Annotated in this window: 16 protein-coding genes; 9 read left to right on the forward strand and 7 right to left on the reverse strand. The window is 73.1% G+C overall.

Annotation, left to right across the window (positions count from 1 at the left end; all coding sequences use genetic code 11):
• Positions 1-6: 6 nt before the first annotated feature.
• The 5 genes from ABZ464_RS38070 to ABZ464_RS38090 all read right to left on the reverse strand — a co-directional run bounded on the left by ABZ464_RS38070 (position 7) and on the right by ABZ464_RS38090 (position 5,364).
• Positions 7-840: a hypothetical protein gene (locus ABZ464_RS38070; protein WP_359285395.1), complete on the reverse strand. Its 834-nt coding sequence runs from the start codon at positions 838-840 to the stop codon at positions 7-9.
• Positions 841-907: 67 nt separating this feature from the next.
• Positions 908-1,882, reverse strand: a complete 975-nt coding sequence (locus tag ABZ464_RS38075) for an acyl-ACP desaturase (protein ID WP_359285397.1) — start codon at positions 1,880-1,882, stop codon at positions 908-910.
• 219 nt (positions 1,883-2,101) lie between these two features.
• Positions 2,102-2,878, reverse strand: a complete 777-nt coding sequence (gene ddaH, locus ABZ464_RS38080; protein WP_359285399.1) for a dimethylargininase — start codon at positions 2,876-2,878, stop codon at positions 2,102-2,104.
• A 160-nt stretch (positions 2,879-3,038) separates the two neighbouring features.
• A complete protein-coding gene (locus ABZ464_RS38085) occupies positions 3,039-4,661 on the reverse strand; it encodes an ABC-F family ATP-binding cassette domain-containing protein (protein WP_359285502.1) in 1,623 nt (540 codons plus the stop codon).
• Between the two features lie 286 nt (positions 4,662-4,947).
• A complete protein-coding gene (locus ABZ464_RS38090; RefSeq protein WP_359285402.1) occupies positions 4,948-5,364 on the reverse strand; it encodes an SsgA family sporulation/cell division regulator in 417 nt (138 codons plus the stop codon).
• Between the two features lie 225 nt (positions 5,365-5,589).
• On the opposite strand from ABZ464_RS38090, the gene ABZ464_RS38095 reads away from it, so the two are divergent.
• The 4 genes from ABZ464_RS38095 to ABZ464_RS38110 all read left to right on the forward strand — a co-directional run bounded on the left by ABZ464_RS38095 (position 5,590) and on the right by ABZ464_RS38110 (position 8,088).
• Positions 5,590-6,702, forward strand: a complete 1,113-nt coding sequence (locus ABZ464_RS38095; protein WP_359285404.1) for an oxidoreductase — start codon at positions 5,590-5,592, stop codon at positions 6,700-6,702.
• A 63-nt stretch (positions 6,703-6,765) separates the two neighbouring features.
• Positions 6,766-7,098 (forward strand): plasmid stabilization protein, encoded by a 333-nt coding sequence (locus ABZ464_RS38100; protein WP_359285407.1) that lies wholly within the window; start codon positions 6,766-6,768, stop codon positions 7,096-7,098.
• 60 nt (positions 7,099-7,158) lie between these two features.
• Positions 7,159-7,854 (forward strand): endonuclease V, encoded by a 696-nt coding sequence (locus ABZ464_RS38105; protein ID WP_359285409.1) that lies wholly within the window; start codon positions 7,159-7,161, stop codon positions 7,852-7,854.
• A gap of 87 nt (positions 7,855-7,941) precedes the next feature.
• Positions 7,942-8,088, forward strand: coding sequence for a hypothetical protein (locus ABZ464_RS38110; protein ID WP_359285410.1), 147 nt, complete (start codon positions 7,942-7,944; stop codon positions 8,086-8,088).
• A gap of 28 nt (positions 8,089-8,116) precedes the next feature.
• Here the strand turns inward: ABZ464_RS38110 and ABZ464_RS38115 are convergent, their stop codons facing one another.
• The gene (locus ABZ464_RS38115) at positions 8,117-9,289 is read right to left on the reverse strand and encodes a saccharopine dehydrogenase NADP-binding domain-containing protein (RefSeq protein WP_359285413.1); all 1,173 of its coding nucleotides are present in this window, start codon (positions 9,287-9,289) and stop codon (positions 8,117-8,119) included.
• A 111-nt stretch (positions 9,290-9,400) separates the two neighbouring features.
• Here ABZ464_RS38115 and ABZ464_RS38120 point away from each other — a divergent pair, with 111 nt between their 5' ends.
• The 5 genes from ABZ464_RS38120 to ABZ464_RS38140 all read left to right on the forward strand — a co-directional run bounded on the left by ABZ464_RS38120 (position 9,401) and on the right by ABZ464_RS38140 (position 15,819).
• Entirely contained in the window at positions 9,401-9,655 is a 255-nt protein-coding gene (locus tag ABZ464_RS38120; RefSeq protein WP_359285416.1) for an MmcQ/YjbR family DNA-binding protein, read from the forward strand.
• A 127-nt stretch (positions 9,656-9,782) separates the two neighbouring features.
• The gene (locus ABZ464_RS38125; RefSeq protein ID WP_359285419.1) at positions 9,783-10,955 is read left to right on the forward strand and encodes a CaiB/BaiF CoA-transferase family protein; all 1,173 of its coding nucleotides are present in this window, start codon (positions 9,783-9,785) and stop codon (positions 10,953-10,955) included.
• A 37-nt stretch (positions 10,956-10,992) separates the two neighbouring features.
• Positions 10,993-12,207 (forward strand): acetyl-CoA C-acetyltransferase, encoded by a 1,215-nt coding sequence (locus tag ABZ464_RS38130; protein ID WP_359285421.1) that lies wholly within the window; start codon positions 10,993-10,995, stop codon positions 12,205-12,207.
• 42 nt (positions 12,208-12,249) lie between these two features.
• Positions 12,250-14,427: a 3-hydroxyacyl-CoA dehydrogenase NAD-binding domain-containing protein gene (locus ABZ464_RS38135; protein WP_359285424.1), complete on the forward strand. Its 2,178-nt coding sequence runs from the start codon at positions 12,250-12,252 to the stop codon at positions 14,425-14,427.
• A 129-nt stretch (positions 14,428-14,556) separates the two neighbouring features.
• Positions 14,557-15,819, forward strand: a complete 1,263-nt coding sequence (locus ABZ464_RS38140; protein WP_359285426.1) for an acyltransferase — start codon at positions 14,557-14,559, stop codon at positions 15,817-15,819.
• Here the strand turns inward: ABZ464_RS38140 and ABZ464_RS38145 are convergent.
• The gene (locus ABZ464_RS38145) at positions 15,759-16,469 is read right to left on the reverse strand and encodes a MerR family transcriptional regulator (RefSeq protein WP_359285429.1); all 711 of its coding nucleotides are present in this window, start codon (positions 16,467-16,469) and stop codon (positions 15,759-15,761) included. The genes ABZ464_RS38140 and ABZ464_RS38145 overlap by 61 nt on opposite strands.
• Positions 16,470-16,476 lie beyond the last annotated feature (7 nt).

Here is a 16,476-nt window from a genome sequence, read left to right on the forward strand (position 1 = left end):
CCGTGCTCAGGCGAGGGCGCCCGCCGTCATCAGCAGTTCCGGGGCTGTCCCGTGGAAGGTCTCGGCGATCTGGGCCAGCACCGCCCAGGCGTCCTCCCGGTCGCCGAGGTGGTCGTGGACGAGCGGGCGCAGGGCGTGCTCGGCGTCGGGGACGCGGGCCGGGAACATCAGCCGGCCCATGGCGAGGACTTCGAGCACACGGACCGCCGGGCCGTGGCCGGTGGCGTACGCGGCGGGTCCGTCCAGCACGCCGGCCTCCCGCAGCCGGTGCGTGAACCTGGGGTGGGAGCCGAACCGGGCGCGCAGCGCGGGCGGGCAGTCCGGGCGTATCGAGAGCACCCAGCGGGTGTAGCCCGGCAGCGGCTGTTCGACGTGCGCCTCGGCGACCGCCGTCCAGTCGTCCCGGGTCAGCACCATGGAGCAGGCCTCGCGGGCCCGGGTCATGGAGTCCCCCGTGCGCAGGGCGCCGACGAGGCCGTGGCGGACGTAACTCTCGGGGATCTCGGGTTCCTCGCCCGCCAGCGCGGGATCCACCGGCACGGGGGCGGTGCGGCCGGGGCCGAAGGGCAGCCCGCGCACGACGGCCCGCCGCAGGCCCGCGTTCCTGCCCAGGTGGGGCCAGACGAGCGCGTTCAGCTGCGGGTCGTCCTGTTCCAGCGTCCACAGTGCGACGGACGACGGTACGGGGGACCAGTTCCACGCCCGTCTGATACGGCGCCGGGCCAGTCGGGCGGGCTCGTCGGCGGGCAGGTCGATGCGTGCCCGGACGCGGGCCGCGGTGTCCTCGTCGGTCAGGCCGACCAGAAAGCCGACCGCCAGACGTGTGGTGTCGTCGAGCATGGCGGCATGATGCCGCAGGGTACCGACAGGGCGCACCGGCAATTCGATGCGCCCCGCACGCCCCGGCTCAGGCTCCGGCGCGCGCCGCCATGCGCGCCTTGCGCGCCGCCAGCTTCTCGTCGAACTTCGCCGCCTCCGAGTCCAGGCCGCCCATGAACAGGCCCAGCTCCTCCTGGGCCTGGCGGCCGTCGGCGCCGAGGCCGTCGATGTCCATGACCTTCAGGTGGCGCAGCACGGGCTGGAGGACGTCGTCGTGGTGGATGCGCATGTTGTACACCTCGCCGATGGCCATCTGCGCGGCGAACCGCTCGAAGCCGGGCATGCCGTGGCCGGGCATCCGGAAGTTCACGATGACGTCCCGCACGGCCTGCATGGTGAGGTCGGGGGCGAGCTCGAAGGCGGCCTTGAGCAGGTTGCGGTAGAAGATCATGTGCAGGTTCTCGTCGGTCGCGATCCGGGCCAGCATGCGGTCGCAGACCGGGTCGCCGGACTGGTGGCCGGTGTTGCGGTGCGAGATGCGGGTCGCGAGCTCCTGGAAGGCGACGTAGGCGACCGAGTGCAGCATCGAGTGGCGGTTGTCCGACTCGAAGCCCTCGCTCATGTGCTCCATCCGGAACCGCTCCAGCTGGTCCGGGTCCACCGCGCGCGAGGCGAGCAGGTAGTCGCGCATCACGATGCCGTGCCGGCCCTCCTCCGCGGTCCAGCGGTGCACCCAGGTGCCCCAGGCGCCGTCCCGGCCGAACAGGGAGGCGATCTCGTGGTGGTAGCTGGGCAGGTTGTCCTCGGTGAGGAGGTTCACCACGAGCGCGATCCGGCCGATCTCGGTGACCTTGGACTGCTCCTTGTCCCAGGCCTCGCCGTCCTCGAAGAGGCCGGGGAAGTTGCGGCCGTCGCTCCACGGCACGTACTCGTGCGGCATCCAGTCCTTGGCGACCTTCAGATGCCGGTTGAGTTCGGTCTCGACCACTTCCTCGAGCGCGTACAGCAGCTTGGCGTCGGTCCAGACGGCGGGGCTGCCGAGGTGAGGGGAGGTGATCGTCACGAGGTACTCCAGGGGGACAGAAAAACGGAGCGGAACACTCCGGCGAGCGATGCCGGAACCTACGGGATCGTAGGCTACGAAACCGTAGGTTACGAAGCCGTAGGTTAAGGGTGCTGTAAAGATCGCTGATCAGCCAGGCTCCCCAAGGGATTTCGAGGGGTGCCGAACACCCCCGGGATCCGCAGGTCCCGGGGCTGAAGAGGTGATCGGGTCACCCGGTCAGGCGTACAGTTCCCGAAGTCGCACCGAGAGGCAAGTCACACATCCCTCGAGTTTCTCGAACTCGCCGATGTCGACCGTGACGGGCTCGAGGCCGAGGTCGGCGAAGAGCTCCGCCGACTGCGGCGCGGCGGCCGACATGAGCAGCTTCGGGCCGCCCAGGAGCACCACGTGCGAGCCGGCCTCCTCGGGCACCGACAGGAACCGCGGGAACAGCGAGGGCCGGTCCACCTTCGGGATGTGCCCGATCACCGTGCCGTCGGGCAGCGCGGTGACCGCCGACTTCAGATGCAGCACCCTGCTCACCGGTACGGCGACCACCCGCGCCCCGAGCGGCTCGAACGCCGCCCGCACCTGCTGCAGCCCGGCGGCGTTGGTCCGTCCGCCGCGGCCGACGTAGATCGTGTCGCCGACCTTCAGCACGTCGCCGCCGTCCAGCGTGCCCGGCTCCCAGATCCAGTTCACCGAGCAGCCGAGGCGGGCCACGGCCTCCTCGACCCCGTCGGTCTCCGCGCGCCGGGACTCGGCGCCGGAGCGGGCGATCAGGGCGACGTTCTTGTACATGACGACGGTGTCCTCGACGAACACGGCGTCGGGGCAGTCGTCGGCCGGGTCGACCTCGATCGTCTCCCAGCCGTGCGCGCGCAGTGTCTCCGTGTACGCCTCCCACTGTTCGAGCGCGAGGTCGACATCGATCTTCTCGCGCTCGATGTGGGTCACCAGCCCTTCGGCGAGGCGGGGGCCGGGGCGGCGGACGAGGGCTTTCCTGCTGGGCACGGACGGGTCTCCGAATCGGCGAGGGCTCGGGCCCGCCCGGCGGATCGCGCCGGAGGTCCGACCGGCGCCCCTGACACGGCGCCGGTCAGCCATCATGCAGCGCGGCTCCACCAGGACAAAACCCCTGGCGCCCGCCCGTGCCCCTCCCGAGACCGGCCGCCTAGGCCGGGTCCGCCACCTCCTCGAGGCTGCTCTCGCGCAACTCCCCGTCCAGCAGCAGCCAGCGGGTGATCCCGATCGACTCCAGGAACGGCAGATCGTGACTGGCCACGACGAGTGCGCCCTCGTAGGACTCCAGGGCCGTGGTGAGCTGCCGCACACTCGCCATGTCGAGGTTGTTCGTCGGCTCGTCCAGCATCAGCAGCTGCGGGGCCGGCTCGGCGAGCATCAGCGCCGCCAGGGCCGCCCGGAAGCGCTCCCCGCCGGACAGCGTCCCCGCGTTCTGGTCCGCGCGGGCGCCCCGGAACAGGAACCGGGCGAGCCGGGCCCGTACCCGGTTGTTCGTGGCGGCCGGCGCGAACCGGGCCACGTTCTCGGCGACCGTCAGCGTGTCGTCGAGGACGTCCAGGCGCTGCGGCAGGAAACGCAGCGGCACGTGCGCGTGCGCCTCGCCCGCGACCGGCGCCAGTTCCCCGGCGATGGTGCGCAGCAGGGTCGTCTTGCCCGCGCCGTTGCGTCCGACGAGCGCCACGCGCTCGGGTCCGCGCAGATCGAGACCGCCCGCCACGCGCGCGCCGTAGGCGAGTTCCAGGTCCCGCAGGGTGAGCACCTCGCGCCCCGGCGGGACGGCCGTGTACGGCAGCTCGACCCGGATCTCGTCGTCGTCCCGCACGGCCTCCGCGGCCTCGTCGAGCCGTTCCCTGGCCTCGGTGAGGCGCTCCTCGTGCAGGATGCGGTGCTTGCCCGCGGACTCCTGCGCAGCGCGCTTGCGCGCCCCCATGACGATCTTCGGTTCGCGTTTCTGCTCGAACATCTTCTGCCCGTAGCGCTTGCGGCGGGCGAGCTTGACCTGGGCGTCGGCCAGTTCGCGTTTCTGCCGGCGCAGATCGCCCTCCGCGACGCGCACCATGCGCTCGGCGGCCTCCTGCTCGCCGGCGAGCGCCTCCTCGTAGGCGGAGAAGGTGCCGCCGTACCAGGTGATCTCCCCGCCGCGCAGGTCGGCGATCTGGTCGACGAGCTCCAGCAGTTCCCGGTCGTGACTGACCACGACCAGCACGCCCGGCCAGGAAGCCACGGCCGCGTACAGCCGCCGGCGGGCGTACAGGTCGAGGTTGTTGGTGGGTTCGTCGAGCAGCAGGACGTCCGGGCGGCGCAGCAGCAGCGCGGCCAGCCGCAGCAGGACGGACTCGCCGCCGGACACCTCGCCGACGGTGCGGTCCAGGCCGATGTGGCCTAGGCCGAGTTCGCCGAGGGTGGCCAGGGCGCGTTCCTCCACGTCCCAGTCGTCGCCGAGGGCCTCGAAGTGCTCCTCGGCGGCGTCGCCGGCCTCGATGGCGTGCAGGGCGGCCCGCTGTACGGCGATGCCGAGGACGTCGTCGACCCGCAGACCGGTGTCGAGCGTGACGTTCTGCGGGAGGTGGCCGACCTCGCCGGAGACCCGCACGGTGCCCTCGGTGGGGGTCAGCAGCCCGGCGATCAGCTTCAGCAGGGTCGACTTGCCGGAGCCGTTGACGCCGACGAGCCCGGTCCGGCCGGGGCCGAAGGAGACGTCGAGGCCGTCGAGGACGGGCGTGCCGTCGGGCCAGGAGAAGGAGAGGGCGGAGCAGGTGATGGATCGTGTCAAAGGGGCCTCGCGGTGTGCGTGTGCGGTCAGGGGCATACGCGTGTCGAGACACCGGAGGGCGGCGACCACCGTGGGAGCGGGAGCGCGGGCATACGGAGAGCCCTGTTGCGCAAAGGACGGCTCGAGAACGCCGAGGTCGCACGCAAGCGCCCGCACGGGTGCGGGGCATGGTGTCTCAGGACCTCAGACGAGCAACGTCCTTCTCCAATCGACGGCAACAGGACCGCTTCAGACGATAGGAGGGGCCGGCAGCACCGTCAAAGGATTAAAACCGGCCGCCCGCGGTTCAGCAGGCGTCCCGCATCAGTTCCGCGAGGTCGTGGTCGAGATCCAGCTGGAGGTGCTCCAGACCGACCGGCACCAGCTCCCCGGTGGCGCCCAGGAAGCGGCGGATGTCCGACGAGTGGACGTGCACGACGGCGGTGCCCTCGGGGGCGTGGAACTCCAGCACCGTGCGGTCGTACCCGTACGGGCGGACGCGGACGTCGCCGTGGCCCTCGGCCTGCTCCAGGCCGGCGGCGAGCAGGTCACGGGCGAAGGTCCAGCAGACCTCGACGCCCTCCAGGGTCGCGGGGGCCGGGAAGGTCATACGGACGGCGAACGGGTCGCTCCGGTCGTAGTGCAGCATGGCGGGGATGCTCGGCATCCGAGGCGCGGCGGCGACCAGGCGGGCCTCAACGGGCTGCTCGATGACGGTGGACAACGCCTTGCTCCCTTGCTGACGACGGGACGGACTTCCGGCCGGACGGGGACCGGATACAGGAAGAGACGCTGTAACCGGCCGATCCGTGCACACCGATGGCGAGTGACCTCGGTCACCGCCTTCATGCACGGGAGTGACGCACCTCTCCTGCCGTGCCGGACAGGGCGGTTGAGGCGGCCGGGGCCCTCTGGACGCCACCGGGGCCGTGGGCTAGCTTCCCCCGCCATGAGGCGCTTGGGGAAGACGCGACGCACGGTAAGGACGGTAAGAACTGCCCGGGGGAAGGCGTGGGCCGCCGCGGTGGCCTGCGCGGCGGCGCTGGCCGCGCTGCCCGCCGCACCGGCCCGGGCCCAGGCCCACGGGGACCCGCACTGGGCGGCGAAGGACACCGGCAGCACCTCGGTCCGCTTCCGCGGGCTGTCCGCGGTCGACCGGCGCACCGCGTGGCTGTCCGGCACCCGGGGCACGGTGCTGCGCACCACGGACGGCGGGGCGAGCTGGCGGAACGTCTCTCCGCCGGGCGCCGCCGACCTGCAGTTCCGCGACATCGAGGCGTTCGACGCGCGCCGCGCGGTGGTGCTGGCGATCGGCGAGGGAGAGGCCTCGCGGGTGTACCGCACCGAGGACGGCGGAGCCACCTGGACGGAGTCCTTCCGCAACACCGACGCGCGGGCGTTCTACGACTGCATGACCTTCTTCGACCGCCGCCACGGCCTCGCGATGAGCGACCCCGTGGACGGCAGGTTCCGCATCCTGTCGACCGCGGACGGCGGCCGGTCCTGGACGGTGCTGCCGGACACCGGCATGCCGGCCGCCCTGGACGGCGAGGCGGGCTTCGCGGCCAGTGGCCAGTGTCTGGTCTCCGCCGGGCCGAAGGACGTGTGGCTGGCCACCGGCGGAGCGGCACGCGCGCGTGTGCTGCACTCCGCCGACCGGGGACTGACCTGGACGGCCGCCGACACCCCCGTCCCGGCGGGCGACCCCGCGCGCGGGGTGTTCGCCCTCGCCTTCCGCGACCGTACGCACGGCCTCGCCGTCGGCGGCGACTACCGCGCCGACCAGCCCTCCCCGGACTCCGCCGCCCGCACCGGCGACGCGGGCCGCACCTGGCGCCCCGCCGCCACCGCGCCGCCCGCCTACCGCTCCGGCGTGACCTGGCTCCCGCACCGCCGCACCGCCGCCCTCGCCGTCGGCCCCACCGGCACCGACCTGACCACCGACGGCGGCCGTACCTGGCGCAGCCTCGACACCGGCTCGTACGACACCGTCGACTGCGCCCCGGGCGGCGGCTGCTGGGCGGCGGGCGAACAAGGGCGGGCGGCACGGCTGGAGAACTGACCGATCCGGGGTACCCGGACCGCGTACACGAAGGCACAGCGCGGCCGGAAGGAGTGAGCGCACATGTCACGCGGTGCGAGCCCCGAGCGGGAGCGCCAGTACGAGCACATCAAGGAGAGCGCGCGGGACCGGGGCGAGAGCCCCCGCCGCGCCGAGGAGATCGCCGCGCGGACGGTCAACAAGGAACGCGCCCGGTCCGGCGAGTCGAAGACCGCGAGCCGCACCTCAACCGAGGACATCTCGTCCGGCAGGCGGGGCGGGCTGCGGTCCGGCAAGGGCTCCCAGGGGCCCACCTACGACCAGCTGTACGAGGAGGCCAAGCAGCGCGGCATCAAGGGCCGTTCGGACATGAACAAGAGCCGGTTGCAGCGCGCCCTGGACGACAGGAAGGGCTGACGGACCGCGGGGAGACCTGATCGCGGGCCCGCGCGCGGGAGCCGTACGCTCGTCACCACCATGACGACCGTAGACATTCCCGCGGGCTGGCCCGCGACCGAGGAGGAGGCCCGCGCCGTCCAGGACGAGCTGCGGGCCCGCGTGCTGCTCGACGAGCCCGGCCCGCCGCCGGGGACCGGGCGGGTGACGGGGGTCGACGTCGCCTACGACGACGAACGGGACGTCGTCGCGGCCGCGGCCGTCGTGCTGGACGCGGCGAGCCTCGACGTCGTCGCCGAGGCCACCGCCGTCGGCCGGATCTCGTTCCCGTACGTGCCCGGTCTGCTCGCCTTCCGTGAGATCCCGACCGTGCTGGCCGCCCTCGACGCCCTGTCCGTCCCGCCCGGCCTGGTCGTCTGCGACGGCTACGGCCTCGCCCACCCGCGCCGCTTCGGTCTCGCGAGCCACCTCGGGGTCCTCACCGGCCTGCCCACGATCGGCGTCGCGAAGAACCCGTTCACCTTCACGTACGACGACCCGGACGCGCCGCGCGGATCGTCCTCGCCGCTCCTCGCGGGCGCCGAGGAGGTGGGGCGCGCCCTGCGCACCCGAGAGGGGGTCAAGCCCGTCTTCGTCTCCGTCGGCCACCGTACGACCCTGGGGACGGCCTGCGCCCACACCCTCGCCCTGACGCCGCGGTTCCGCCTCCCGGAGACGACCCGCAGGGCCGACGCGCTGTGCCGGAGCGCGCTCCGGGAGGCGACGGGGCAGGCCTGACGGGCCGTACGGGCACCGGCGTCTGAGTACGTCGTCTGAGTATCCGTACGGATGCCGGCGCCGCCCGCCGACGGCCAGGCTGTGCCCATGACCACGCACCGGGCCCCGAAGCCCCTCGCCGACCCCGACCGGCCCGTCGAGCGCGCCGTGAACGCCGCCCTGATCCTCGCCGTGCTCGCGGGCCTCGGCTGGATCGTCGGAATGATCTACACGCTCGTCGAATGGCCGATGTGACCGATGTGAGGCTCCGGGAAAGGGGTGCTCAGCGGCTCGCCGCCACCCGGAAACGGATGCCCGCGCGGATCAGTCGCTCGGTCAGCGCGTCGCCCATCGCCACCGCCGTGGTGACCTGCCCCGCCGTCGGCGGCAGGTCGTCGCAGGCCAGCGCCAGCGCACCCTCGGCGAACATCTTCGCCGTCTCGTCGTAGCCGGGGTCGCCGCCCGAGACCTCCGTGAGCACCCGCCGGCCGCCGCCCTCGCCGACGAACCTGACCGAGAACCAACTGCGCGCCCGCTTCTCCGCACTGGGCCCCTCGCCCGGCTTGAGCCGGTCCGACAGCCAGCGCCGGGCGGGCGGCAGCTGCGCGGCCGCGACGACCGTCCCGACGGCCGCGACCCCGCCCACGGCGACCGGCAGCCGCCGTACGGCCGCGTAGTGGCGGTAGCGGAAGTCGGGGCCGTAGCGGTCCAGCGCCTTCGCCGACCGGCACACGATCTGCGGGTCCACCGTCGGCAGCGGCAGCGCCCAGGCGCCGACCTCCGGGGCGAACCGGGGCGCCCCCGCCGGCGCCGACGCCCGCCGGCCCATCAGACGCGGCTCGTGCCGGCGCCGGTCCCGCGCGGCCGAGGCCACCTGCCTGCCGCGCGCGAACTGTCCCAGCGCGGAGGCGAACGTCCCGCCCGAGAAGGCGGCGTCCGCCGTCACATAGCCGTCCACGATCAGCGGCACCCCCTCGGGCAGCTGCCGGACGGTGAAGTACACGCCGAGATCGTGCGGGACCGAGTCGAAGCCGACGGCGTGCACCAGCCGTGCCCCCGTCTCCCGCGCGCGGGCGTCGTGCCGGACGTACATCAGGTCCAGGAACTCCGGCTCGCCGCTGAGGTCGAGGTAGTCGGCGCCGGTGTCCGCGCAGGCGGCGACGAGCTCCTCGCCGTACTCCACATAGGGGCCGACGGTCGTGGCCACCACGCGCGCGTGCTCCGCGAGGGCGCGCAGCGACGCCGGGTCCGCGACGTCGGCGGTGAGCACCCCGGCCGTCGTGCCGAGCCGCCCGCGCAGCCGCTCCAGCTTCTCCCGGCTGCGGCCGGCGATCGCCCAGCGCAGATCCTCGGGCGCGTGGGCGGCGAGGTACTCGGCGGTGAGCGTCCCGACGAATCCGGTCGCGCCGAAGAGCACGATGTCGTACGGACGGTCCGTCCTCTTTAGCCTGCTCATGACACCCCTTGCCCGTTCATGACACCTCTTGGTCCCGCAGCCCGCGCCGCTGTCGGTGGCTGAGGCTAGCGTGAGGAGTGCGCAGGCCGACGACGAGCCCGGAGGCAGCAGGTGACCGTGGACCGGAACGCCCTGAAGAAGTGGGAGAAAGTACGCGAGTTCGCGCTCGGGCTGCCGGGCGCGACCGAGGAGTACCCCTGGGGCGAGACGGTCGCCAAGGTCAACAGGAAGGTGTTCGTCTTCCTCGGCGTCGACGACGGCAGTCACCCGCTGGGCGTCACCGTCAAGCTGCTCTGCGACCGGGTCGAGGAGAGCTACCGCACGATCGCGCCCAAGCGGCTCATAGCGGAGCTGGACGCCCGCTGAGCAGGCGCAGGTCGGGCACATCGCGCCTAAACTGGCTAAGCGCTTGCTCGCTCGGCTCTTGTGCCCACTGGAACACGTTCTTAACATCACGGGTGTTACATCGGTTGTGTCACAGCAAGGGGGCTGGATGACGACGGGACACACGTCCGGGCAGGGCCCGCTCGCCGGAGTGCGCGTGGTGGAGCTCGCCGGCATCGGCCCGGGCCCCTTCGCCGCGATGCTGCTGGCCGACCTCGGCGCCGACGTCGTGCGCGTGGACCGCCCCGGCGGCCCCTCCCTCGCCGTCGACCCGGCCTACGACGTCACCAACCGCAACAAGCGCTCGGTCGTCGTCGACCTCAAGGCACCCGACGGCCCCGCGCGCGTGCTCGACCTCGCCGCCCGCGCCGACGTGCTGATCGAGGGCAACCGGCCCGGCGTCGCCGAGCGGCTCGGCGTGGGCCCCGAGGACTGCCACGCCCGCAACCCCCGGCTGGTCTACGGCCGGATGACCGGCTGGGGCCAGGAGGGCCCCCTCGCCCACCGCGCCGGCCACGACATCGCCTACATCGCGCTCACCGGCACCCTCGGCATGATCGGCGCCCCGGACACCCCGCCGCCCGCCCCCGCCAACCTCCTCGGCGACTACGCCGGCGGCTCCCTCTACCTCGTCGTCGGCGTCCTCGCCGCGCTCCACCACGCGCGCGTGAGCGGCACCGGCCAGGTCGTCGACGCGGCGATCGTGGACGGCACCGCCCATCTCTCCGCGATGATCCACGGCATGCTCGCGGCCGGCGGCTGGCGGGACCGGCGCGCCGCCAACCTCCTCGACGGCGGCTGCCCGTACTACGGCACCTACGAGACCGCCGACGGCGGCTACATGGCGGTCGGCGCCCTGGAGCCGCAGTTCTACGACGCGTTCACGGACCTCCTCGGCCTCGGGGACTTCCGCGACGCCCGCAAGGACTGGACCCGCTGGGGCGAACTGCGCGAGGCGGTCGCCGCCCGCTTCAAGTCCCGCACCCGGGACGAGTGGACGGCTCTCTTCGAGGGCTCCGACGCGTGCGTGGCGCCCGTGCTGTCGCTGCGCGAGGCCCCGCACCACCCGCATCTCGCCGCCCGCGGCACCTTCACCGACCACGGCGGCATCACCCAGCCGGCCCCCGCGCCCCGCTTCTCCGCCACCCCCACGGCCGTCCGCTCCGGCCCCGCGCAGCCCGGCGCCGACACCGGCGAGGTGGCCCGGGACTGGGACATACCGGGGCTCGCGAACGACCTGGTGAAGACCCCCGTGAAGGACCTCCCGCGCCAGGGCGACTGACCCCGTTCGGCCCACCCTCCCCCGAAAGGCTTGACCAGTGAGCACCGAAGCGTACGTGTACGACGCGATCCGCACCCCGCGCGGGCGCGGCAAGGCGAACGGCGCCCTGCACGGCACGAAGCCCATCGACCTCGTCGTCGGCCTCATCCACGAACTGCGCGACCGCTTCCCCGGCCTCGACCCGGCCGCGATCGACGACATCGTCCTCGGGGTCGTCGGCCCCGTCGGCGACCAGGGCTCCGACATCGCGCGCATCGCCGCGATCGCCGCCGGACTGCCGGACACGGTCGCGGGCGTACAGGAGAACCGCTTCTGCGCCTCGGGTCTCGAGGCCGTCAACCTGGCCGCCGTCAAGGTCCGCTCGGGCTGGGAGGACCTGGTCCTCGCGGGCGGCGTGGAGTCGATGTCCCGGGTGCCGATGGCCTCCGACGGCGGCGCCTGGTTCAACGACCCGATGACCAACCTGGCCGTCAACTTCGTCCCGCAGGGCATCGGCGCCGACCTCATCGCCACCATCGAGGGCTTCTCCCGCCGTGACGTCGACGAGTACGCGGCACTGTCGCAGGAACGGGCGGCGACGGCCTGGAAGGAGGGCCGCTTCGACCGCTCCGTCGTCCCGGTCAGGGACCGCGCCGGACTCGTCGTCCTCGACCACGACGAGCACCCGCGCCCCGGCACCACCGCCGACTCCCTCGCGGCCCTGAAGCCGTCCTTCGCCGACATCGGCGAACTCGGCGGCTTCGACGCGGTGGCGCTGCAGACGTACCACTGGGTGGAGAAGATCGACCACGTCCACCACGCGGGCAACTCCTCCGGCATCGTCGACGGCGCGTCCCTGGTCGCCATCGGCTCCAGGGAGGTGGGCGAGCGCCACGGCCTCACCCCCCGCGCGCGGATCGTCTCCGCGGCCGTCTCCGGCTCCGAGCCGACCATCATGCTCACCGGCCCCGCCCCGGCCACCCGCAAGGCCCTCGCCAAGGCCGGCCTGACCATCGACGACATCGACCTCGTCGAGATCAACGAGGCGTTCGCCGCGGTGGTGCTGCGGTTCGTCAAGGACATGGGCCTGTCCCTGGACAAGGTCAACGTCAACGGCGGCGCCATCGCCCTCGGCCACCCCCTCGGCGCCACCGGCGCGATGATCCTCGGCTCCCTCGTCGACGAACTGGAGCGCCAGGACAAGCGCTACGGCCTCGCCACCCTCTGCGTCGGCGGCGGCATGGGCATCGCCACGATCGTCGAGCGCGTCTGACCCTCCCCAGCGGCACCCACAGACTTCTACGGAGACCCCGTCATGACCGAGAGCACCACCATCCGCTGGGAACAGGACCGCACCGGCCTCGTCACCCTCGTCCTCGACGACCCGAACCAGTCCGCGAACACCATGAACGCGGCGTTCCGCGCCTCCCTCGCGGCGGTCACCGACCGCCTGGAGGCCGAGAAGGACACCATCCGGGGCGTCATCCTCACCTCGGCCAAGAAGACCTTCTTCGCCGGCGGCGATCTGCGCGACCTGATCCGCGTCACCCCCGAGACCGCCCAGGAGCTGTTCGACGGCGGCCTGGAGATCAAGCGCAACCTGCGCCGCATCGAGACCCTCGGCAAGCCCGTCGTCGCCGCCCTCAACGGCGCCGCCCTCGGCGGCGGCTACGAACTCGCCCTCGCCTGCCACCACCGCATCGCCCTGGACGCCCCCGGCGCCAAGATCGGCTGCCCCGAGGTCACCCTCGGCCTGCTCCCCGGCGGCGGCGGAGTCGTCCGCACCGTCCGCCTGCTGGGCATCGCCGACGCCCTCCTGAAGGTCCTCCTCCAGGGCACCCAGTACAGCCCGCACAAGGCCCTGCAGAACGGCCTGATCGACGACGTGGCCGCCACCCCCGAGGAACTCCTCGCCAAGGCCCGCGCCTTCATCGACGCGAACCCCGAGTCGCAGCAGCCCTGGGACAAGCCGGGGTACCGCATCCCCGGCGGCACCCCCGCCCACCCGAAGTTCGCCGCCAACCTGCCCGCCTTCCCGGCCACCCTGCGCAAGCAGACGGGCGGCGCCCCCTACCCGGCGCCGCGCGCCATCCTCGCCGCGGCCGTCGAGGGCTCCCAGGTCGACTTCGAGACCGCGCAGGTCATCGAGGCCCGCTACTTCGTCGAGCTCGCGGCCGGCCAGACCTCGAAGAACATGATCCAGGCGTTCTTCTTCGACCTCCAGGCCGTCAACTCCGGCGCCAACCGCCCCCAGGGGATCGAGCCCCGCCCCGTCCGCAAGGTGGCCGTCCTCGGCGCGGGCATGATGGGCGCCGGCATCGCCTACTCGTGCGCCCGCGCGGGGCTGGACGTCGTCCTGAAGGACGTCACCCCGGAAGCCGCCGCCAAGGGCAAGGGCTACTCCGAGAAGCTGTGCGCCAAGGCCGTCTCCCGGGGCCGTACCACCCAGGAGAAGGCGGACGCGCTGCTCGCCCGCATCACCCCCACCGCCGACCCCGCCGACCTGGCGGGCTGCGACGCCGTCATCGAGGCCGTGTTCGAGGACACCGCCCTCAAGCACAAGGTCTTCCAGGAGATCGAGCCGATCCTCGCCCCCGACGCCCTGCTGTGCTCCAACACCTCCACGCTCCCCATCACCGCCCTCGCCGAGGGCGTGGAGCGCCAGGAGGACTTCATCGGCCTGCACTTCTTCTCGCCCGTCGACAAGATGCCGCTGGTCGAGATCATCAAGGGCGAGCGCACCGGCGACGAGGCGCTCGCGCGCGCCTTCGACCTGGTCCGGCAGATCAAGAAGACGCCGATCGTCGTCAACGACTCGCGCGGCTTCTTCACCTCCCGGGTGATCGGCCACTTCATCAACGAGGGCGTCGCCATGGTCGCCGAGGGCATCGAGCCCGCCTCGATCGAGCAGGCCGCCGCGCAGGCCGGCTACCCGGCCAAGGTGCTGTCCCTCATGGACGACCTGACGCTCACCCTCCCGCAGAAGATCCGCCGCGAGTCGAAGCGGGCCGTGGAGGAGGCGGGCGGCACCTGGACCGCCCACCCCGCCGAGGCCGTCGTCGACCGCATGGTCGACGAGTTCGGCCGCCCCGGCCGCAACGGGGGAGCGGGCTTCTACGAGTACGCCGAGGACGGCAGGCGCGGCGCCCTCTGGCCGGGCCTGCGCGAGCACTTCACGCGCGCGGGCGCCGAGATCCCCTTCCGGGACATGCAGGAACGCATGCTCTTCGCCGAGGCCCTCGACACCGTCCGGCTCCTCGAGGAGGGCGTCCTGACCTCCGTCGCCGACGCCAACATCGGCTCCCTGTTCGGCATCGGCTTCCCCGGCTGGACCGGCGGCGTCCTGCAGTACGTCAACGGCTACGACGGCGGGCTGCCCGGATTCGTGGCACGCGCGCGTGAGCTCGCCGACCGCTACGGCGACCGCTTCACCCCGCCCGCGCTGCTCGTGGAGAAGGCGGAGCGGGGGGAGACCTTCACCGACGCCCGCTGACATCCCGCGCGCCGGACCCCGTAACCCTCCGAGGGCTCACGGGGTTCGGCCCGTGGGCCCCGCCGCGTAACGCTCCTCGCGCCCCGGTCCAAGAACAGCCGTAGGACCCCGGGAGAGAGAGGGACGCGAGTGGACGGCGCGAAGCGGTCACGATGGGACTGGCTGGACGCGCTGCGCGCCGTCGCGGCCCTCGTGGTGGTGTTCGACCACGCGTCCGCCACCTTCCTGCCCGAGTTCCGGCGGGACCTCATGCCGCACTTCAACACCAGCCGCTACGGCATCACGGTGTTCTTCCTCGTGAGCGGTTACGTCATCCCCGCCTCGCTGGAGCGCCGGGGCTGTGTCCGCGGCTTCTGGACCGGCCGGATCCTGCGCCTCTACCCGCTGTGGGCGCTCGCCGTCGGCACGGTCCTCGTCCTCGGCCTCGTGGGCGTCGCCCCCCTGCGCACCGACCACGGCGGCCGCAGCGCCCTCGCCACGGCGCTCGCCCACCTCACCCTGCTCCAGGAACTGCTGGGGACACCCGGTCTGCTGCTCGTCCTGTGGACGCTGTCCTACGAGATGGCCTTCTACCTGCTGGTCGTCGCCCTCTTCACGGTCCGACTGCACCAGCGGTCGGCGGCGGTCGCCGTCATCCTGGCCCTGCTCGCCGCCGTCGGCGCGCTCGTGGGCGGCTCGCTGCCCGGCTCCGCCCTGGCCGGTCTGATCGGCACCGGTCCACTGATCGCCGTCACCGCGGTCGCCCTGGCCGTCGCCGTGTGCTGCGCGAGCGCCGGCCCGCCCGCGCTGCGCGTCGCCGGGGGAGTGCTGGGCGGGCTCCTCGCGCTCGCCCTGGTGGCGTTCGACAGCACCGTGCCGCAGTGGGAAAGCCTGGTGATCCTCGCCGTGATGTTCCTCGGCACCGCCGTCCACCGGGCCGAGACCGGCGGGAGCACCTGGCGGGCCGCGGCCTGCGCGGCGGCCGTGGTGCTCCTGTGCGCGGTGGGCAGCGCCTGGCGGTACGGCGACGGCCACTACTTCACCCGGCGCGGCTGGATCACGGCGTTCCTGCTGGCCGTGCTCACCTTCGCCGCCGCCTTCGCGGCGCGCCGGCGGCGGATCCCGCGCGGGGCGGCCGCGCTGGGCGTGATCAGCTACTCCGTCTACCTGCTGCATCCGGTGCTGCTCACCGCGGTCGACGGCACCATCGGCCGGCAGCGGCGCGACGAGCCCCTGCTCCTGGTGGCCTTCGTCGCGGTGCTGCTGCCGCTGTGCGCGCTGACGTACCGGTGGGTCGAGGCACCCGGCCAGGCGTGGGGCCGCCGACTGGCCCGCCGCGCGCCGGCCGCCCCTCAGCCGCCCGTCTGCGCCTCCGACAGCCACAGCCGCAGCTCGTCCCGCAGCGAGCGCTGAAAGGTCGTCAGCAGGGCCTGCACGACCAGCGGGCGCATCTGCGCGGTCAGCGAGCGCACGTCCTGCGCGTCCCGTTCGGACACCGCCTCCCGCAGCAGCCCCGACAGCTCCTGCGCCGCCGCGCGCGAGTGCTCGATCAGCGTGCTGCGCGCCGCGAGGATCACCTCCTGCGACAGCGGTACGTCGAGCAGCCGCACCCCGAGCGGCAGCAGACCGGAGTCGACGCGGTAGCCGCCGTCGCCCGCGGCCTCGACGACGTCCATCGCCACCAGCCGTCGTACGTCCTCCTCGGACAGCGGCCGCCCCGCCCGCCGCCGGAGCTCCTCGCCGCTCACCGACTCGTCGGTGCCCGGCGCCCAGGAGGCCACCACCGCCCGGTGCACGGCGAGGTCGTGCGCGTCGAGGCCGGGCGGCAGCTGCCCCAGGTAGCGCTCGATCGCCGCCAGGGTCATGCCCTGCCGCTGCAACTCCTCGATCAGCTCCAGACGCGCGAGATGTTCCGGACCGTAGTGCCCCACCCGGCGCGGACCGATCACGGGCGGCGGCAGCAGGCCCCTGGTGCTGTAGAAGCGGACCGTGCGGACCGTGACCCCCGCGCGTGCGGCCAGCTCATCGACCGTGAGGGGCGGCTCGTCGGTCTCGATCGTCATGGGCAGC

This window comes from Streptomyces sp. NPDC005820 (assembly GCF_040630255.1).
GTDB lineage: Bacteria > Actinomycetota > Actinomycetes > Streptomycetales > Streptomycetaceae > Streptomyces.

Excerpts from the sequence above, each read along its gene's own strand:
- ABZ464_RS38095 (WP_359285404.1), top strand. The coding sequence starts at position 5,590 with ATGAGGCGCTTGGGGAAGACGCGACGCACGGTAAGGACGGTAAGAACT.
- ABZ464_RS38110 (WP_359285410.1), top strand. The coding sequence starts at position 7,942 with ATGACCACGCACCGGGCCCCGAAGCCCCTCGCCGACCCCGACCGGCCC.
- ABZ464_RS38070 (WP_359285395.1), bottom strand. The coding sequence starts at position 840 with ATGCTCGACGACACCACACGTCTGGCGGTCGGCTTTCTGGTCGGCCTG.
- ABZ464_RS38135 (WP_359285424.1), top strand. The coding sequence starts at position 12,250 with ATGACCGAGAGCACCACCATCCGCTGGGAACAGGACCGCACCGGCCTC.
- ABZ464_RS38100 (WP_359285407.1), top strand. The coding sequence starts at position 6,766 with ATGTCACGCGGTGCGAGCCCCGAGCGGGAGCGCCAGTACGAGCACATC.
- ABZ464_RS38115 (WP_359285413.1), bottom strand. The coding sequence starts at position 9,289 with ATGAGCAGGCTAAAGAGGACGGACCGTCCGTACGACATCGTGCTCTTC.
- ABZ464_RS38125 (WP_359285419.1), top strand. The coding sequence starts at position 9,783 with ATGACGACGGGACACACGTCCGGGCAGGGCCCGCTCGCCGGAGTGCGC.
- ABZ464_RS38145 (WP_359285429.1), bottom strand. The coding sequence starts at position 16,469 with ATGACGATCGAGACCGACGAGCCGCCCCTCACGGTCGATGAGCTGGCC.
- ABZ464_RS38105 (WP_359285409.1), top strand. The coding sequence starts at position 7,159 with ATGACGACCGTAGACATTCCCGCGGGCTGGCCCGCGACCGAGGAGGAG.